Origin of the sequence: Enterobacter sp. 342, assembly GCF_036663495.1 — a bacterium.
GTDB lineage: Bacteria > Pseudomonadota > Gammaproteobacteria > Enterobacterales > Enterobacteriaceae > Enterobacter.
In genome coordinates this window covers 40,401-58,062 of record NZ_JAWUEI010000024.1, presented here as the reverse complement: position 1 = coordinate 58,062, position 17,662 = coordinate 40,401, and the positions used below count along the sequence as shown (strand labels likewise).

The 17,662-nt window shown below is 40.3% G+C and carries 21 protein-coding genes; 20 read left to right on the top strand and 1 reads right to left on the bottom strand.

Going from position 1 to position 17,662, the window contains the following annotated elements; all coding sequences use genetic code 11:
• Positions 1-80: 80 nt before the first annotated feature.
• From V6E55_RS17995 to V6E55_RS17905, 19 genes are all read left to right on the top strand, one after another.
• Positions 81-254 carry a hypothetical protein gene (locus tag V6E55_RS17995; RefSeq protein ID WP_001176645.1) on the top strand — a complete coding sequence of 58 codons (174 nt, stop codon included), beginning with the start codon at positions 81-83 and terminating at the stop codon, positions 252-254.
• Between the two features lie 63 nt (positions 255-317).
• The gene (locus V6E55_RS17990) at positions 318-1,445 is read left to right on the top strand and encodes a DUF3150 domain-containing protein (RefSeq protein WP_000174396.1); all 1,128 of its coding nucleotides are present in this window, start codon (positions 318-320) and stop codon (positions 1,443-1,445) included.
• 76 nt (positions 1,446-1,521) lie between these two features.
• A complete protein-coding gene (locus tag V6E55_RS17985; protein WP_000762700.1) occupies positions 1,522-3,528 on the top strand; it encodes a VWA domain-containing protein in 2,007 nt (668 codons plus the stop codon).
• 72 nt (positions 3,529-3,600) lie between these two features.
• Positions 3,601-3,822, top strand: a complete 222-nt coding sequence (locus V6E55_RS17980; RefSeq protein ID WP_000192120.1) for a hypothetical protein — start codon at positions 3,601-3,603, stop codon at positions 3,820-3,822.
• Between the two features lie 113 nt (positions 3,823-3,935).
• Complete coding sequence (locus V6E55_RS17975; protein WP_000220379.1) at positions 3,936-5,168, top strand: DUF7146 domain-containing protein; 1,233 nt, start codon at positions 3,936-3,938, stop codon at positions 5,166-5,168.
• A gap of 269 nt (positions 5,169-5,437) precedes the next feature.
• Entirely contained in the window at positions 5,438-5,959 is a 522-nt protein-coding gene (locus V6E55_RS17970; RefSeq protein ID WP_001011130.1) for a hypothetical protein, read from the top strand.
• A gap of 78 nt (positions 5,960-6,037) precedes the next feature.
• The gene (locus V6E55_RS17965; protein WP_000762003.1) at positions 6,038-6,916 is read left to right on the top strand and encodes a hypothetical protein; all 879 of its coding nucleotides are present in this window, start codon (positions 6,038-6,040) and stop codon (positions 6,914-6,916) included.
• Positions 6,917-6,985: 69 nt separating this feature from the next.
• Complete coding sequence (locus V6E55_RS17960) at positions 6,986-7,921, top strand: hypothetical protein (RefSeq protein ID WP_000691119.1); 936 nt, start codon at positions 6,986-6,988, stop codon at positions 7,919-7,921.
• Positions 7,922-7,989: 68 nt separating this feature from the next.
• Positions 7,990-8,910 (top strand): hypothetical protein, encoded by a 921-nt coding sequence (locus V6E55_RS17955; protein ID WP_044704555.1) that lies wholly within the window; start codon positions 7,990-7,992, stop codon positions 8,908-8,910.
• Between the two features lie 66 nt (positions 8,911-8,976).
• The gene (locus V6E55_RS17950; RefSeq protein WP_000472041.1) at positions 8,977-9,915 is read left to right on the top strand and encodes a hypothetical protein; all 939 of its coding nucleotides are present in this window, start codon (positions 8,977-8,979) and stop codon (positions 9,913-9,915) included.
• A 171-nt stretch (positions 9,916-10,086) separates the two neighbouring features.
• Positions 10,087-11,043 carry a hypothetical protein gene (locus V6E55_RS17945; protein WP_000149830.1) on the top strand — a complete coding sequence of 319 codons (957 nt, stop codon included), beginning with the start codon at positions 10,087-10,089 and terminating at the stop codon, positions 11,041-11,043.
• Between the two features lie 263 nt (positions 11,044-11,306).
• Positions 11,307-11,582 (top strand): hypothetical protein, encoded by a 276-nt coding sequence (locus V6E55_RS17940; RefSeq protein WP_001004200.1) that lies wholly within the window; start codon positions 11,307-11,309, stop codon positions 11,580-11,582.
• A 44-nt stretch (positions 11,583-11,626) separates the two neighbouring features.
• Positions 11,627-12,217, top strand: a complete 591-nt coding sequence (locus V6E55_RS17935) for a hypothetical protein (RefSeq protein ID WP_000578891.1) — start codon at positions 11,627-11,629, stop codon at positions 12,215-12,217.
• A 7-nt stretch (positions 12,218-12,224) separates the two neighbouring features.
• The gene (locus V6E55_RS17930) at positions 12,225-12,482 is read left to right on the top strand and encodes a hypothetical protein (protein ID WP_001371933.1); all 258 of its coding nucleotides are present in this window, start codon (positions 12,225-12,227) and stop codon (positions 12,480-12,482) included.
• Positions 12,483-12,555: 73 nt separating this feature from the next.
• Positions 12,556-13,092, top strand: coding sequence for a hypothetical protein (locus tag V6E55_RS17925; RefSeq protein WP_000107167.1), 537 nt, complete (start codon positions 12,556-12,558; stop codon positions 13,090-13,092).
• 16 nt (positions 13,093-13,108) lie between these two features.
• Positions 13,109-13,555, top strand: coding sequence for a hypothetical protein (locus tag V6E55_RS17920; protein WP_000549069.1), 447 nt, complete (start codon positions 13,109-13,111; stop codon positions 13,553-13,555).
• A gap of 90 nt (positions 13,556-13,645) precedes the next feature.
• Positions 13,646-14,608: a DNA replication terminus site-binding protein gene (locus V6E55_RS17915; protein ID WP_000119428.1), complete on the top strand. Its 963-nt coding sequence runs from the start codon at positions 13,646-13,648 to the stop codon at positions 14,606-14,608.
• A 9-nt stretch (positions 14,609-14,617) separates the two neighbouring features.
• Positions 14,618-15,523, top strand: coding sequence for a hypothetical protein (locus V6E55_RS17910; protein ID WP_001198595.1), 906 nt, complete (start codon positions 14,618-14,620; stop codon positions 15,521-15,523).
• Positions 15,459-15,803 (top strand): hypothetical protein, encoded by a 345-nt coding sequence (locus V6E55_RS17905; RefSeq protein WP_001805195.1) that lies wholly within the window; start codon positions 15,459-15,461, stop codon positions 15,801-15,803. The genes V6E55_RS17910 and V6E55_RS17905 overlap by 65 nt, the downstream gene beginning before the upstream one ends.
• A 21-nt stretch (positions 15,804-15,824) precedes the next feature.
• On the opposite strand, the gene V6E55_RS17900 is transcribed toward V6E55_RS17905, so the two are convergent.
• Positions 15,825-17,000, bottom strand: coding sequence for a tyrosine-type recombinase/integrase (locus tag V6E55_RS17900; RefSeq protein WP_000795949.1), 1,176 nt, complete (start codon positions 16,998-17,000; stop codon positions 15,825-15,827).
• A gap of 169 nt (positions 17,001-17,169) precedes the next feature.
• Between V6E55_RS17900 and V6E55_RS17895 the strand changes: the two genes are divergently transcribed.
• Positions 17,170-17,382: an Hha/YmoA family nucleoid-associated regulatory protein gene (locus V6E55_RS17895; RefSeq protein ID WP_001285422.1), complete on the top strand. Its 213-nt coding sequence runs from the start codon at positions 17,170-17,172 to the stop codon at positions 17,380-17,382.
• Positions 17,383-17,662 lie beyond the last annotated feature (280 nt).

The following is a 17,662-nucleotide window of genomic DNA, read 5'->3' as shown; positions in this document are numbered from 1 at the left end:
TTGAATTTAGTGCGTTTTTAAGTACGGATGGTGCTGCTACCATTGCTATAGCAAAAAACGGAACTAATTTTACTGGACTTATGCAACTGAATAACGACTATTCTTTATTGTTTTATCATGATGGTAAAATAAATATGGAAGGTCTAATTAAAGAAATGGAATTAAAAGGTTATATGTATCAGGGAGCAATGGGCAATGATGATGTTGCCGCTGAGTTTCCCGGTATTCTTTTAATTGCACCAGAGAAGCTTTAATATCAACCCTATCGGGAAATCTTTCCCGTTGGGGAGGGTTTCCCCTTTTTTTTGGAGAAACCCATGACTTTAAATACTTCAATGCTTAACAAAGTATCTGCAAAACAAATCTCTGAGAATTTTGCAAAATCATATCCAGATTTACTGGAAGGTGCAGTTATAACAAAAATTGAAATAAGTGGCTGTCAAGGATCGCGTCGAACCGATAAAATCGATTTGTCTTATGATGGAGATGATATTACGGATCAAAAAAGCGTATCTAAAAGCGAAGTACGTTGGATTGACATAAAAGCCCTTAGCTTCAAAAGTACGATTACCAGCAGAATATCAACCCTTTGCTCACGCTTGTGCATCCGCTATAGCAATATGTGGATTTTACCAGTTTCCAGTATGGAAGAGTTTCTGGAAGGGGCCCAAGAGATTGAACGAGAGTTTCAGGCAGGTATTCAAAACGTTGTAGACAATTATGAGATGCATATTGAGGCTGAAAAAAATAGAAGCCCAAGAATGTCTTCTTTGATTGATCAGTTGAAATTAACTAAAGATGATTTCATAAAATCCTTTAGATTTAATATTGCTCACTTTATTCCTTTTACGCCTATTAGCGTTGAAGGTGATGAAACCCAGGACTACTATCAGGAACAATTGATAACAGATCTGGCAGAAGAAGCAATGAGGGTTTATGAAAAAATTAGTAAAAATAATAATTTGCGCTCAAGTACTATTGACCGACTGAAGCAAATGCAAAATAAGATCATTAGCTTCATGTTTATACATAAAGAGGCGGCAGTACTTGCAGAAGCTATAAAACACATAATGAATAATTTACCTAAAGGTGCCATTTCTGAACCTCGCGACGTTGCGGTGTTACAGCAGTGGTTTTATTTCATGAGTGATGCTTCAATGTTAAAGCGTATTATTTCAGGAGAGCAAAAGGTTACTGACTGGTTGGAATCTATTACCAGATCATTTAATCAAAGCTCACAAACAGAACCGAACGCGCTACAGAACACAGGTATTGAAGCTATTTTAGATTCAACAAATGTGTTTCAGGTTGAACCTGTCGTAGAGAACGATATAAAAAACAGCACGTTTTCAAACACTGATTCTGTAGCTGAACCTGAGAAATCAGTTTCGCAACAGGAAGACAATGCTGAAAATGGTTTTGATATCGAGCTCAAAGGCTGGTAACTGTTTGCTTTATTAAAAACCCCAGATGGGTACTTCACCATCTGGGTGAGTACCCCTTTTTATAAAGAGGTATTCTATGAAATTAGATCTTAAATCATCGCCGCGCCATATTAAGCGTTTACAGAATATAGCAAAAGTCATTAGCGGCTTAGGCGATGTAAGAGTTGTAATAGACGACAATACCAAAGGACCGTATTTTGATCCTGTCAATAAAGTTTGTGTTTTACCAAACGGCGATTATAGCGATGATGACTTTGTCAGTCTGATTGAAGGTTTTACCTGTCATGAAGCTGGTCATGGTCGCTATACCGTCAGTGAGGTTTACAGTGACGCCTTTAATAGTGTTCTCATGTCATCTGAAGGGTTTACACGCTTCGATGACGGAATGAATGCAGAGTTTGAGAGCCTCGCTGAGAAACGTAAAGCTTATAGCAGGGCAAAACGTCTTACCGGGCTTATAAATCTGTTCGATGATGTACAGATGGAAGAGAAGGTTGGTAACGATTATCCGGATGCAAAGCGGCGGCTTGCAGCCACTTACGCACTGATGGTTAAAGCCGGAAGGATGACTCCTGATATATCTTCTCGTCCGGAAAATCCTGTCCTATTTATTGAGTGGTATCTGCTTAACTCATTGCGAGTAAAAGTCCTTCAGCAGGTAGGTCACAAAGAAACCCTCGATCCGTTTTTTGACTATGCCCAAAAGATACTTTCTCCAGTAATTTCTGATGTTGAGGAAATTTTTCATGATGCTCTTGGTTGTGAAAATACTCAGGGCTGTGAATCCCTTGCTCGTAAGACCCTGGCTCTTTTAGAGAGACTGCGGGATGAGGCAAAGGAACAACAGCAGCAGACAGAGCAGGAGGAGCAGGAGGCATATGATGAATCCGAGACCGATACCGATACCGAATCAGAAGATAAATCGCTTACGTCGACTGATAGTCGTGAGGATGATTCTGAGGACGATAGTGAAGGTCAGGCAGATACTTCCGATAACGCTGATCTTGCTCAAGAGGGATGTTCTGAGCCTTCAGAACTTGCTGAAGATAACGAGGGAAATAATGAACCCACCGGTGGCAATCCCACGGGTGATAACATTATTGAAGACGATACTGATGCGATTAACCCTTCCGAGAGTGAATCAGATGAAGCCAGTTCGACTAACGTTGAAGATGAAAGTAACTTTTCATCGGCTCAATGGGAGATACTGGCAGATTTGTTGGATGCCTTTCTTAGCAGTGATGAGGATAGCGAAGATTATCACGATGCTTTGGCTAAAGAGATTGAAGGTATTGCATCAAAAGTATCCGATGACGTGAAAGCCGAATTCGGTGCTTCTGAATGGGATATCCCTGATCTCCTTATCGATTTGAATGTTTACAATGAGGCTTTGTCTCTGAGTCATTCAATCGGTAGCGACTTGTCTGTTTTACAGCAGGTTAAAATGCGTGGCCGAAACAAAACTCATGAGCGTGGAATTACCTTCGATGGAAATCGATTAATTCTGTCACAAATGGGAGTTCGTGATGTCTTCAGAGCTCAAAGCGAATCTAAAAATAGAGGGCATGTTGGCCTCGTATTAGTTCGTGATATTTCAGCGTCAATGGCTAATGATGAAAGATATATTCATGCCATTAAGTCAGATCTTGCTTTATCGATGGCCGCTGAAAGTTTGTCAAAAATGCATGTCTCCAATATAGTTTTTCCCTTCAAGGAAAGTGAATTTGAGATTATCAAAACGTTTGATCAAAGCGTTGAGGAATCTCTATCGAAATTCACTCTTGGATGTAAGGGTTATTATACCCCTACGGGATCTGCTTTAATGGCAGCTGTTGATCTGTTACTTGACAGCCAATTCGATAGGAAAATAATTTTTCTTATAACTGATGGTTATCCGAATAAATCGGAATTTACTATCGTCGAAGTTATGGAAAAGGCTAAATGTAATGGAATAGAAATCGTTGGTGTTGGTATTAAGACTGATGAAATAATTGGTTTTGAAACGGACACTTTCGTAACAGTTGATGATACTTCTTTATTGTCTATTGAAGTCAGTAAGCTAGTTCATCAAATACTTTCTTAATAAACTCTACCCAATCGGGGCAAAAAGGCCCCGGTGGGTCTTTTTGCTCCATGAAGGAATAAGGAGCAAAATATGACTCAGATAAAAACTTACCGTGTAGAACATGAAAAAGTCGGTGCGATGCATAAAGTCCGTATTTTCGGACGTGTTGGTGAAGTTATAAGCAATGATAGCCCTCAGGAAAGAATCTTCCGCGAAGTCACTATAGCGGAGGGTAATAGCCAGCAGGCTGCGTTACTTGTAGATAACTACATACAGCGTCTTGAGAATAATGGCTTCACGACTGAAGCATAAATGTTGAGGGCCCCCGGGCCCTCTTTCTTAAATTCTGCGTTGTGGGTTTCTCCCTGTCTTCTGCACCGCAGAAGGCATTGAGAAACTCACAATGCCAGATAAGAGAGATCATCATGACTTATGCATCCCCGGCTCTTCGTCGTAAACCACAGGAAGTATCTGAACACTTTATTAAACTCGTTCATGCTCGAATTGCTGAAGTGTCTGGCTGGAAGTATATATTCGAAAGAATACCTGCTTTCAAAGACGCTTGTGCAAAAGCCCCGAGCCAGGTTCCTTGCCCGTTTACTGGCGCAGGGAAATCGAAGTTTCGTTTCCGACAAAAAGACCTTTATACCGGATGTGCGATCCATAATGACTTTCCGGTAAATGAGTTTTGCGACGGAATTGATGTTCTGGCGAAATATTATGAATTAAGTAAAACGCAGACTTGCAAAAAGATTCTCTCAGATTTTTTCGGGATGGATCTGCATGCTCCGTTAACTGACGCCGACATTGAAAATGAACGACGCTATAAATCAGCAGTTCGTGCCACAGAAACTCTTGACCGAGAGGAAGTGGCAAAGCGAATGCGAAAACTTGATGTGATGTATCACTATACCGGTGAAATAAAGCCTAATACTCCTGTTGCTTTGTACCTCCGTAATCGTGGGATCTCCCGCTTACTGAGTCACTTACCAAAGGATTTAGGCTTTAATAACCGGATCTACTATTGGGATAAAGATAAGCAGAAATCGATTATCTATCCGGGAATGATTGCAATCTATCGTGACACCCGAGGTCGGCCTCTGACTATCCATAGAACATACGTAGACAAAAACGGTGATAAGGCACCTGTAGAAAATCCAAAGCTGATGATGAAGCCTCCTGCCGATATGACAGGTGGCTCAATTCAGTTGTTTGACCCTCACTATGATTCAGGTAGTTCGACCTGGACACTGGGAGTGGCTGAAGGGATCGAGAATGCGCTTTCTGTTGTAGAAGCGACTTCAACACCATGCTGGGCAGCCAGCTCCGCATGGTGCCTTGAAAACGTTACTGTTCCTGATTTTTTACTGCCTCCGCCGGATGTAAAATATATAAACTTTTATATCTGGGCGGATAAGGATATTGCTAACTCACAAGGCACTCGTGCCGGTATCGAAGCTGCTCAGCGACTTCAAAGCCGCATGGTTGAGTTTTTGGCTAAACGATATCCCGCATCAAAGCTGACAATTGAAGTCTTCGAACCAGCACAAGATATTCCTGATGGGAAAAAGGGTATCGACTGGAACGATGTTCTCCAGTTAACAGGGCAGGATGGATTCCCGATTCACTGGGCTCCTGAATGTCTTAATCAGCTGTAACAACGATAACTCCCCCGCATTTTGCGGGGGGGGTTATCTTATCAATATTATTTTTTAAATTGTATTGATAAGATAACCGCTTTCCTTCGTGATAATTACCTGCCTTTAAGGTCTTTTCACGGCTGAGATGCTTGCTCAGTTAAATAAATGTGCGGTACTACTGGCTATGGTCGGTTGTATGACATGGTTATTCCATAAACTATTAAAACCCATAACGGGAGTATTACCGTTATGGTGATGCTCGTCGTTTTACATCGGAGAGCATTTTAATGAATTTTCAAACTAACGAAGTTTTTAATAAATTTGCTGCTGTTATAAAATCGCGCATCGTCAATGAACCATCGTCATGCTATTTGCTGCATGATAATGAGATAGATATAACGATTTTGAAACATGGCATATTAGAAAATGACAGAAACCTGTTGTACGTAGTTCGTCCTTCAGGAACGTGTTTGTTGCGTTGTGACAAATATTTCTATCCGAAATATTATCTTCGTTGCCGTGGAGATTATAAGTCATTCATATATGTCCATCTTGATCTACATAGTGGTGAAGCTAAAGAAATCACATGGGAGCAAGCAGACGATATGCTGTCTAGTCCAGGAAAACCCCCATTAAAAGGAAATCTTGGACGATTTGAGTATATAAAAGTTGTGGTTGAGGACCTTCGTATTCGAGGTTACGCTGATTATCTTCCTGCGTATAATCTTGATGACCTTCGCCGTTTTGCCTTACAGGACGACCGCCCATCCCTTGTCAGATACATTGACAATGTAATGGCAACGGTCTGATTGGTTGCTAATTGATTTACATATTTTCCCTGATGGCCAACCTGCATCAGGGAGGCCTCAATAACGACTGGAGGCTGTATGAAGTTAGCTACGGACCTGGTAAAAGCTATTTTGATTAGAAATGGTGTTGAACCAGTAAATATAAGCGAATCATCTAAATTATCTTTGAAACAACCACTGACAGAACTTAAATTCAGTTTATATTTGCGAACTGAGCATTTATCTCACTTCCTACCCGGTTATGTTTATTCTATAAAAGAATGTCCACTGTCATATGACATCGGGATCGAAATTCAGAAAATCTTCGAAAGTTTACATTTGTTAAACGAAGAATTTGAATCCCTCGGTTTTGTTTCTGTATGGATAGAAATGCATCAAAGCATTTTTGAACAAAGTCGGTTTAAGAAAAGTAACTTTACTTTTCGGGAGGAAGAGGTCGAGCTTGCTAAAGGGCTTGTTTGTTCTCACAATTCACAAATAAGTAATGCGGCTTATTTCTGGCTTCAGCACTTTGAGGAGTTTATGATTTATGTTCGTAATAAGCTTATCGACCTCTTTCGAGAGGCCTATGACCTGATCCTTGGAATGCAGCAAGTATTTTTCATTCGGGAAAAGGAAGAGCTGTTGAAAACTATAAGTTATGGGGATGACCTGTATGAGGTGAAATTAATGGCGGCTGAGCTTTACTCTATCGAACAGAACTTAAAGTGTTCTGAATCGATAAGTACAAAATCTCAAGCTTCGGCATATATTAACCGCATCCGTGAGTTTGTGCGTTCGGGGTGGAGGCAGGGCTATATAGTCTGCCATCATAAGCGAAGTAATCAAATCTCATCATTGTCATTACCGATGTACTTGAAAGATACGTCAGGCCGAAGTGCTCGAAAGCGAGTAAAACGTCTTATATCTTCTACAGTTTGTGGTAGAAATAAAGATTTAGGTCTTACAGATTTTTAATTAAATTATACCCATGTGGGGATCACACCCCATATGGGAGTGATCCCTTTTTTATTGAGAGAGGATCACATGAAAATTATCGAAAAAATCATTAATGCCTTTTTGGTTGTTCAACATAAAAAAATACAGGTTAAAAACATTACATTTTTAGACAATGGGCAGGGCATGTTCTCTGGTATGTCTTTTGATGCTGATGTTTCACTGGAGTTTATGTATGAATCAGCAAAAGCATATAGTTCTTGTTTCTGTGATATTCCCTTTCCAGGTTTTGAAGATGCAAATCTGGAGGAAATTACGAAATTTCAATTAGATGCTTTGAAGCAAAGAAAGAATCATTCTTTCATTGTTAACCATTTGAGGTTTCCTATAGTTTTAAGGGAAGGGTGCAAAATCGAAAGAGGAGAAGTCTATTCAATTTCGAATTGCACTTATAATAAAGAAAGATTGCAGTATCTTTTTTCTCAGGATATTTACGGTAAGTTGTATAATTCCTTAGAGAAAGAATTAAGCTCGTTTTTCTCATTTATCAATGTTGAGGTGCACGAGTTGTTAAAAGATGCTGTATGCTTTGCATTAAAAATCCTGAATAAGATATCTTTGGATACACCTGAAAGACTTATTAAAGCTTTTAATTATCGTGACTGGTATTGTAGTTACGATGTTGAGCTTTTTAGGAAAGGCTTACCTGGTCATATTCTGGAAGAGCTCATTGCTCCAGATATCTTACTTTCAGACCTTAACGGTTGTAGAAAAATACTTAGAAATGCAAAACGATTTCTAAATGGACATACAAAAACCAATTGTGTTTATATTAAATATGAATGGTGGTTGGGGCCTGTGGATACCTCACACTCAGCTAAGTTGATGTCTGACAAAGAAATTAACAACCGAAGTGACTTGAAGAATTTTTCAAAGGTCTTTTTCAAAGAGTGTTTAAGTTCTGGTAAGTCGGAATATGAAAACCATCTTAGTGAAAAAGAACATGCGCTTCGCTACAATTATTAATTAAAATTATTTTCTCCCATAGGGATTTCTCCCTTTGGGAGAAATCCCTCTATTAAGAGGGTATTTAAATGAATGCGATACAAAAGTTAGTTGAATCTATTCTTGTTAAAATGGGTTTTGTTGGCGCTGTAGTGGAAAATATATATTTGGATTCAAAACCATTTCGGCATATTCGATTTGTGGCTGATATTCCAGTAATATCTTTTCTACCTCATTTGGTGAAATATCTTAAGGGCGCAGACCATCTTTACTGTGGTAACGATGATTTGCATCCTCTTTTCATTTATTTTTCCGAAGCGGCTACATTAAAAGCAGGCCCTGTAAATCTCGCGAACTTTCGTTTTGAAGTTTCTATAGCTTCAACTCATTTACGACTGGTCTCAGAGCAGCCTGATTTGCTTATCAAAGGATTTAACCGGGATAATCTAGAATACGTTTATTACCGCTCAGATTTGGCCTCTAAGGATCTTATACTAGGCCTTGTTGAACACGGTTCTCCTTTCATAAAACATCTACATGGACTTATACAAAAGCGAATTTTAAACGAGTTCTCTCTGATTTTTTCTGTTCTTGAAAAGATTTTAGAAAGCGCGAAGCCACAAATTCTTGCTTGCTTCCATAGTGTTGATTATGAAATGAACGTAAAAATAATAGCCGAAGCTATACCTGAAACTGTATCTAATCAGATAGTCACATCTGATTATATAGTTAATTCTATATCAGATGCGGACAAGTTTATAAATCATGTTCGTCGCTATTTAGCAGGCAGGGTAATGAAGAGGCGGATATACGCTGAATTAGATGTTTGTGAAGAAACATCAAATATTTCACTAGTGAACTTAGGATGCTTTACGTCTCCTCTGCTCGTTACGGAATATCAAATGTTTAAGCCACACTCTTCAGGGTTATATCGAAAAGCTATAAACAACTCCTTAAAACAGTTCAAACCAGAAATGCATTTACCTTCTGAAGAACTCTTTTATAATTAATCTAACCCATCCGGGAACTTGCTTCCCGGTGGGAAGCACTTCCTTTTTAGTCATGAGGTAGTGTAAATGTTTAAAGAATCTGACCACGTGGAATTTGTTAGTGCCTTTCTTTATCAAAATTTAGGCCTTAATGTTCCCGCTGACGATATAACCGTTCAATTATCTGATACTTCGTTCGACAAAGTAACCTTTGATTACGATGTAGATATCGATAATTTAAATTGTATGTTGGATCTCTACATATCTGAACTAATAAAGCACAACGCATCTTACTCCGATTCTATTCTTTTGAAACAAAAAATAATTTATTTTCTTGGAGTATTTAAGAATTTCGGATTTTTTACGTTTGATATTCGCGGATATAGTAATACTTTAAGCCCAGTTAAAGTTATTGATATTGTTTCAATGATTATTAATGACTGTGAAGAGTTATCTAAAGCTAATTCTTCTACTGATGCTATAAGAAATCTTTATCTCGATAAAATGAAGGTGGATGGGAAAGTGTTAGTTGCGAAATTTGCACTTAAACAGTTTTTTCATTCCGACTTTGGTGACTTTATCTCATTTGTCGAGAAAAGAATTACAGATTGTCTTAATGAAACTTTAAGGATTATCAAAGCTGTTGAACATGGCTTTGTACGTGTTGGGCAGCATAAGATTAATCGCCGTATTAATGATGACTTAAAGTTATGCATTGATTTCAATACTGATGATTATCCGGCAAATATGCCAGATATATATATTAAGTTTAACGATACATTTGATGGGAACGGGGCGTTATATTGTGACAATGATGCCCTCATATCCCTCTATACCGATGTTGCTTCAATTATCAATGTGCCGGTGATGATGGAAGTAAGATTGATCAATAAAAGAGGGCGTGTTGTCTGTGATTCTTCGCATTCAACTTACGTATCTCTCGAAAGTAATGACCGATACAGAGTAACTGATCGCACATTACTAATAACTGAAGCTTTTGACGATTTTCGTAACGCGTCTCAATGATCCTTTTGCTTCAGTCCAAAAAAGTAACTTTGGTTGGCTGAAGACACTTGTCTATGACAATGTAAAATCTGTCGCTGGCATCTTCTTTTAGCTTAACCAAACTTTTATCTAACCCAGTGGGGAAGTCGCTTCCCTTCTGGGGCACTTCCTCTCAAATTTGAGGTAGTGTATATGACACATTCATCTGATGATAAAAACTATGTCCGAGCAGTTCTGAGCTATCTTGGCATAGATTTTGATGAGGCGGATATAGTATTAAGTGTTTGCCATTGTCAAAGTGACGAGCTTTCTTTTACCTGTAATATCAAAGCTATTGAACTCAAGAATGCTGTTGATTTATATGTCGATAGTATCTCTGAGAATGAAATAGAAGCTTTAAACAGAGAATCTTTAAAATCTCGACTCTGTTACTTTCTTGAGGTGTTTGACGCAGTCTCTGGTCAGTACCTTGAGATTTCAGGAAAACACTTTGCAACTAGCCGTTTTGAATATGATGATGTTTGTAGTGAAGTTCTTAGCATGTCTAATGATGTTTCTCAGTCGAAAGGTTATGACCGGGATGAATATAACAGACTGATGCAGGTTGATGGTCAGGTTATGATTGCCCGTTTTGCTTTGCAACAGTTCTGGGATACTCATTTTATTGGACTAATAACATTTGTATCTGAGTCTATAACATCGAGCCTCTATAAAGCTTATGAAACTTTTAGTGATATAAGTTTGGCTTGCTATAAACTGAGTGAATATTCTTATTCACGCTCTATCAACAGTGAATTGACCCTTAATATTTCACTTAAAGAAAATGACTTCTGTGAGGACCTATCTGATTGCTATATGGAAGATGAGGCTTTACCTTCTGGTAGGGTAATTTCTCGACGCAACAATGACTCCATAATAAGTATTTATGAGAGCTATGCTGCGGCTTCTTATATTCCGATGATTGCATCTTTGGAAGTCGTTGATGAATACGGCGAAGTGGTTACTGACCTCTGCCATACCGTTTATGTTTCAGAGTTAACCGGTGGGCGGATTAAAATCCACGACCGTAATGACTTAGTATCTGAAGTTTTCGATAACCTAAGAAATTTAAATCTTGCAGTTGGAGATTCAGTTTCACAAGCTGCTTGATTCTTTCCCTGATTTTGATTTTTTCTCACATACTCTTATGGCACGGTTTCCGTGCCTTTTTTTTGCCTCGCTTACAAGCGTCTACTCCTCTTCTACCTATCCCACCTTACATCACCACTTAAAATCTATCTTTCTAATTCCATTATCCTTTTCGTAGCCTCTAATGCTCTGGTATGAACATACTCTTTAAACTCAAAAAAGTGCTATTAACGAAAAAAAATCCCTAAAGAGATTTGTATACTGTTCTCAACCAAGGAGAGCTCATGAATGAACTAAAATCCAAAAACGAGAACAGTACCAAAAGCAACTTTCCCCCGGTTGATAATCAGTTTTGCTTTTACCATGTTGATTTCAGCATAGAACGACTACTTTCAACGGCCGAGGATCTCCAGTTTGAGTACATCTTCCAGAAACCTGGAAGTGAAGTAAGAAAGGATTTGGTTGAGCGATTCGAACGTGGAGAGCGCTTTGTTACAGCTTCACACTGTGACAATTTCTGTGAAATCCTTGGTTGTCAAGGCCATCAGGAAAATGCATAAACCCATAAACCTACATTTCCACTTTTAAGGATGTTCACTAAAGAATGATTGGAGAAAGTATTTTTGACTGGGTAATTTACGGAATATCCATTTTGATATTTGCCTCAGCACTAATTGAAGGAAAGACAACTCGCTACCCAGCACTTTTTTTCTATGGGAGTTTAATTTTAATGTTAATCCTGATAGTTGCTGGAGGCCTTAACTGGTGGTTCTACAGGTCAAAATATGGCGCAGTAATCGTTATCTTCACAGTGGTCTCTTTACTGATGACTCGATTCCGCCTGGTCATATATAAATTAAGATTAAGAAAGTTAGTTTCAGAAATCAGATTTCGTATAAAAACGGGTTTTCGTATAATTCTTGTTTTGTCGGATAATGAGGATGAGCGTAATGTTCTGCTGTCTATGCTTAGCAACGTATTGCCAGAGCAAACGCTTATTCACACGCGTGATGCTCTCGGACCTCATTCAGAGCCTATCCTAAAAGCTCTTGAGCTACATCATCAACAGGGAACAGGTTACATACTCGTCTGTGAACAACAAATCTCAGCGCGTACGTGGTTGAGTATCGTAGAAAATGGGAAACCTGATACATCTATAGCTGTTAATTTTCATTCGATCCCAGAAATGGAGTGATTTTTCAATGAGTAGAACCGTTTCACAAAGTGTCACAGAAGATTGTCTTTTTGATACCCGCACACAAGTCAGATTACAACTAAGTCGAAGCGTTCATAAAACGCTGGCATCTGCTAAAGAAATTTTACAGGGAAGGGGGGTTGATTCGGTCTCTATTGAAGATCTTGTGCGAGCCTGTCTTGAAGAGAACCAGCCAATTGATCTAGCCTCACTTTACCTTGAAAATCTCTTAAAACAGAAAGGTACCAGCATTTGCGATTTTTAGTGTTTTCAAACCTATTAGATAAAATGCCGGTTGTGTTTATATAACATCAATAATTTCATGCAACAGGTAAAACATGAGTACTCAAAAGCAACTTTCCAGAACTACCGGCACTGAACGTATGTTTAAGGAAGAGCTGGCGTTATCCTTAATTTGTTGGGTTTTCACCAGTCCTTTTACCAACTGGACCGATAAAGTCTTCAGTGGTATTGAAGTTCCGTCTGAAGGACCGTCATCATTACGGGGTGAGACAGAAAAATTCTTTCGTTTTGTCGTTAATGAAGAAGGCTACGACGCAGGAAGGGCTGCTATTGGTCTTGACCTATGTTGTTTTTCACTTCCGTTGTGTTTGTTCCCGGACGCTGCCCTGTCTGAGGAAGAGGTTATGAGTAAGTTAACCGGAGAAGTTATCCATGGAATTCTTCTTTCCTTACCTGAGTTTATTGATATGCCAGAAGTGCTCGCTTACCAGGTCAGGGATGAAATTCTTGCTTTTAACACTCGCTGTGGAGACGGGATCTTTCATGGTTGGAACACGGCTTCAGAATTGTGGAAGTTTGAAATCTTTCCCCGCACCACCATCATGATGCAGCATACTTCGGCAATACATTAAAATTAGGCGGGGCAGAATGCATAAAAAACTTTTTCTTCTCGAATGGAAACCCTGTCAGAGCCGCGTATGGGCCGGTTGGATGGCCCTGTGGTTGACTATCAGTTTTCTGATGTTATCTGCCTTGCTTATGACAGATCATCTCCTGAACAAAGTCATCCTGCCGCCAACATGGTTGTTGATCTGGTTTTCGCCAATGCTGGGGTTTTTGATAAAAGTTCGCGTCGTCGAAACTCAACATTTCCTGGAGCATGACCTCTGTGTTGCAGGTTTCTCTTTTTACCGCTGGAAGAGGTTAGTTTCTCCCGGGCTTTGGTCAGTTGACTGTATAAATGGTCGTTTTCGCCTCAATCGGATCACCCAGGTGGGTAAGACTATCCACTATCCATGGCGTCTCCATTATCATCCTTTGTTCATGAGCCCTATCGAACATAAATCGCATGCTGTGAAAGCTGTTTCAAAATGACTTCTTTAGAGGTTTACATGACATTTATGTTCTGCAAGGTCAGCCTGGGCAGCAAAATTGATTGGAAATAACATGAGCCTGGAGAAACGTATGAGTTATGACGATTTGCCCTATTTTCGTGACCAGATTCTGGAACGCATCGACTCGCTCAAGTGTTTTCTTTCGAACACCCCCCCGATGATGGCAAACCTGATGACTGTCTCCACCGTATCTAGAACAGAAGAGCGCTTGAAGCAGGTTAAACCCATCAGGGTTAGTATTAAAGACGATGCTTCGGTTGAGGAAATTATTCAGGCACTTACTGACATCTGTGTGGATGACATAGAGTCATTAAGTCATGATTCCACCAAAGTAACCACTAAATACCCGGGTCTAATCATTGTCCCCGAAAGAGCAGATCTTCTCGAAAGCTTGATCACTTCTATAAACGAAGCAAAAAATGATTTTGCTGCGGCAATGAGGCGTATCGATAATAAAAAGAATGTCCGTTTTGATAAAGTGCACAAGAAGCTCCCGGGCCTTGTCGCTATGCACTCAACAAGAAATATCCTTTTCATCAAGTCCCAGCTTAAAAAAGTTACTTTTTCATGGCGGCTAAACCGAAACCAGGAAGTTAAAACAGCAGAGCAACTTGTGAGTTTGTTGGAGCGCAGGAGAGCCTCAGAAGTAAAAAATGTAGCAACTACCAATTTGAATGTCGTGTCTAATATCGATAAGGCTTTACACCGTCTTGAATTTCACCCACTGAAGCAGGGCGAATCTTATCGCCTTTGTCGAACTAACTCTTTCCCTGTTCCGATTGCTCACATTTTTGCATTTAGGCCTGAAGGGCAGGAACGAAACGGGAATAAATATGCTGAGACTGATTATTCAGTAGTAAAAGCATCCTTGCCCATTTTCGCAGCAGGCAACATACCTCAATTAAAAACGCTCTCTGACTGGGCTCCTGAAAACAGCCAGGGTCCGTCCAACCAACGGAAGCTGAGCCTGAAATATACAGAACTCGTGCCGGGGGCTGAGCTGGGCATTTTCATTGTCAGCCCCGAAAATTAAGGAACAACAATGCAATGGATTTCCACAGCCAGCCAGAAAATCGATGAGCGTCTCTATCGTGTCTGCGTCTGGGTAAAAAAATATCACGCTGATGCGATTAACCGCGTTGTGCTAACCGTTGATCTAAGTAAAGCCCGACATGACCCTGACGAGGACCAGGTAAGAGCAGAGCTGCTGTGCGGCCATTATTTTTTGCTTCGTAAGGAAAACGCTTCGAACTCTGCGCCTGACGATCAAAAGTTTGCTTTCCTGCCTGACGGGCGCAATCTGTGTTGGCAGACCGCAACCCCGGTGCTTCAGCATCTCCTACTCAATAAAAACGTTCCTGAGTCGCTGAGGTTGCTTACGGACTACATACATATGCGTCTGGCCAGGCTGACAATGGTACCTATGTCCGGAACCATCATGAACGAGGCTCTGCTGGACAGCATCAGCTGGGTTAAGGTGGATTTGACCTACTTCTGGCAGTACGAACAGCTCAGCTCTCATCTGGGACCCATCCAGATAACCCACAAGGCACTTGTACGCTTCGGGCACCTGGCAAAGAATGATGAAAACTCCAGTGCCATAAGAATTCTGCGTCAGCGTCTGTCTTCAGAATTCTTACAAGAATTTCAGATGGCTGAGGATGAGCTAAAGCGCAAACAGTCGTTGATGGGCACCATGGACGTGAAAATGCTGTTTCATGCTCATTACCCCAGCCAGAAGATGCTGGTGGCTCGATATAAAAATGGTTGGGTAATGGTGGATTGTTTTCTGTTTCACCATACCAAACCTAAGAAAAAAGCAAAAAACAAAACTACTGTGGCTAAGCCTCAACTTAAACAGACTAAAAGAGAAGGGAGTGAAAATGGAACTGGGCATTATGGTGTGCATCGTGTTGTTACTCTCAGTGGCGGCGGCGTGGATCAGTAATAAGACAGTTGATTTGCTCGAAAGATTCTATTTCAAGCGTCCGCTGAGCATGGAGTACGCGGCATGGCTACGTGTAATGTGTGCAGGCTTGTTATTAGTTTTTATTCAGGTTGCTCCCCAATTTACACTCCTGTATACCCTTAAACTTGTCACGCTTATTAATCTTGGAATCCAGACAATGAAATTAAATGGCGTGTACAAATATAAAAGGACGGGAATTTTGCCTCCGGGAGGGGCACTCTCTAATCTCACCAGACTTAACCCGTTCAAGAAAAAATAAAGTTATGCGCCCGTGAGGGCGCTATTCATCAAAGGCATTTCGCATAAGCTTGATCATGGCTTTTTTACCAGCTTCAATATTGCGAATGTAGCGCATAACCATTTCTTCATTCGACCAGTTCCCCATTTCCATAATCTGTGGTAGCGAGTAACCTTCAATATCCAGCTGTATCGCACCGCCTACACGAACGCTGTGCCCTGTCCAGTAACGGGTTTTAGTCTCATTTGGATAAAGCTCATTCCACATTTCTTTAAATGCCCGTAAAAGGGAATTTTTGCTGAGCATACCGGCATCGTCCACAGTGTCTTCCTCATCTTCATCGTTCAGAAGACTTTGTTTAGCACGGTAGGGCAGGTTATGCCGTTTAAGAAGCTCAGATAGCTCATTCCCTTTACTCCGAAGCTTCCAGCCGGGTGGCATATAGCCTGTATCATGGAAATTTACGGCCTGGAAAAGGTATTCATCCGGATGACTGTGCTGATCCATTTTCACAAGGTTCATCAATCTCAAGAGGCAGTTAGTTAACTGACGTGTCAGCCGGTAGGTAAGAAGTGTACTGATGTTCGTTTTTGTACGGTATACCGTCAGGTTAAATTCACCGGTCATACTATCCAGAGACAGATCTTTCAGACGTATACGGCGAATTTCGGATGAACGGAGCAGTGTTTCAAAGCCTGTCCAGATCAGGCACAGGTCACGAAGCTTACGAACTGAGTTTGTAGTACTGCGTAACTTTATCAGAGCCTTGAGATCGCCAATAAGAAAGGGAGTTGCCTGTTTAGTCGTCTTTCGCTTCCGGGCTTCCGATTGTTTTAAGGCTTCCAGCATGTACCATGCTTCAGACGTAATAATCCCGGGCAGGTTAAGCCCTTTTTTATGGATACTGTTTAAGGCCTGAAGACAGCTGTTTATGCTGCTTCGTGACAATTTGCCTTCAAGATGCCCCATAAACGCCAGCAGAGCTTCCTCAGACACGGGGAGCGAACTTACTGGCCAGTCTGTATGCAACCGGGCATTCGCCTGATACCATTCGTTCCATACTCGTAGCCAGTGCAGATAGGTTTTAGCTGTGTTGTATCTCAGATGGGAAAAGTAACGGATCAAGCGTGAAAGCTGTTTATCATGGTTGCCGAACGTTTCCAGCTGCTGATGCAATTCGCTTTCCGAAAACTGTCTGATCACTGATTGATTCTTCATCCTGCTCACCGGGATACACTGGTTTTATTTACAGTCATTTTAGCACTCATGTACCTGGTTATGAACAGGGTGGAAACAACGAAAAAGGTTGTGAAATCGTTAGGCTTAAGTGAAAAATGATATTAAGATTATCCCTGGCCAGTTGAGGCCTGTCTAAAGAAGGTTGATTATGTCTGACACAAAGCAGTCTTATTTAATGAAATTCCGTAAGTGTAGTTCGTTCGAAACGCTCGAAAAAGTATTTGAAAGGTTATGTGAAAAAAACTCGGGTGTCGCCTCTCTTGAAATTTCTGGTGCTTATGATCATCGTAAAGCTGAACTGACAATGAAAAAGTTATATGACAAAGTTCCTGCGAGTGTGTGGACCTTTGTTCGCGAGTAATTATTGATATTGGCACAACAAAAAGACTGTGTCTGGATTTGAAAATAGTTTATGCCCCTTTCGGGGCTAAAGGCACTGTAATAGCCTGTCTTTTTAACTTTCTTATTAAGTTCGGAGAAAGACTTTAATCATAAGCCAAGCCCACTGCTAAATACATCCGATATTCTCCTTAATTTTAGAAGTTGTGATAAAAGTTACTTTACCTAAACTTCTCTCTCCATATTTGTAAGGCTCTCATTTGATTCTTGTCAAACATTAATCTGGAAAACTAAAAAATCAT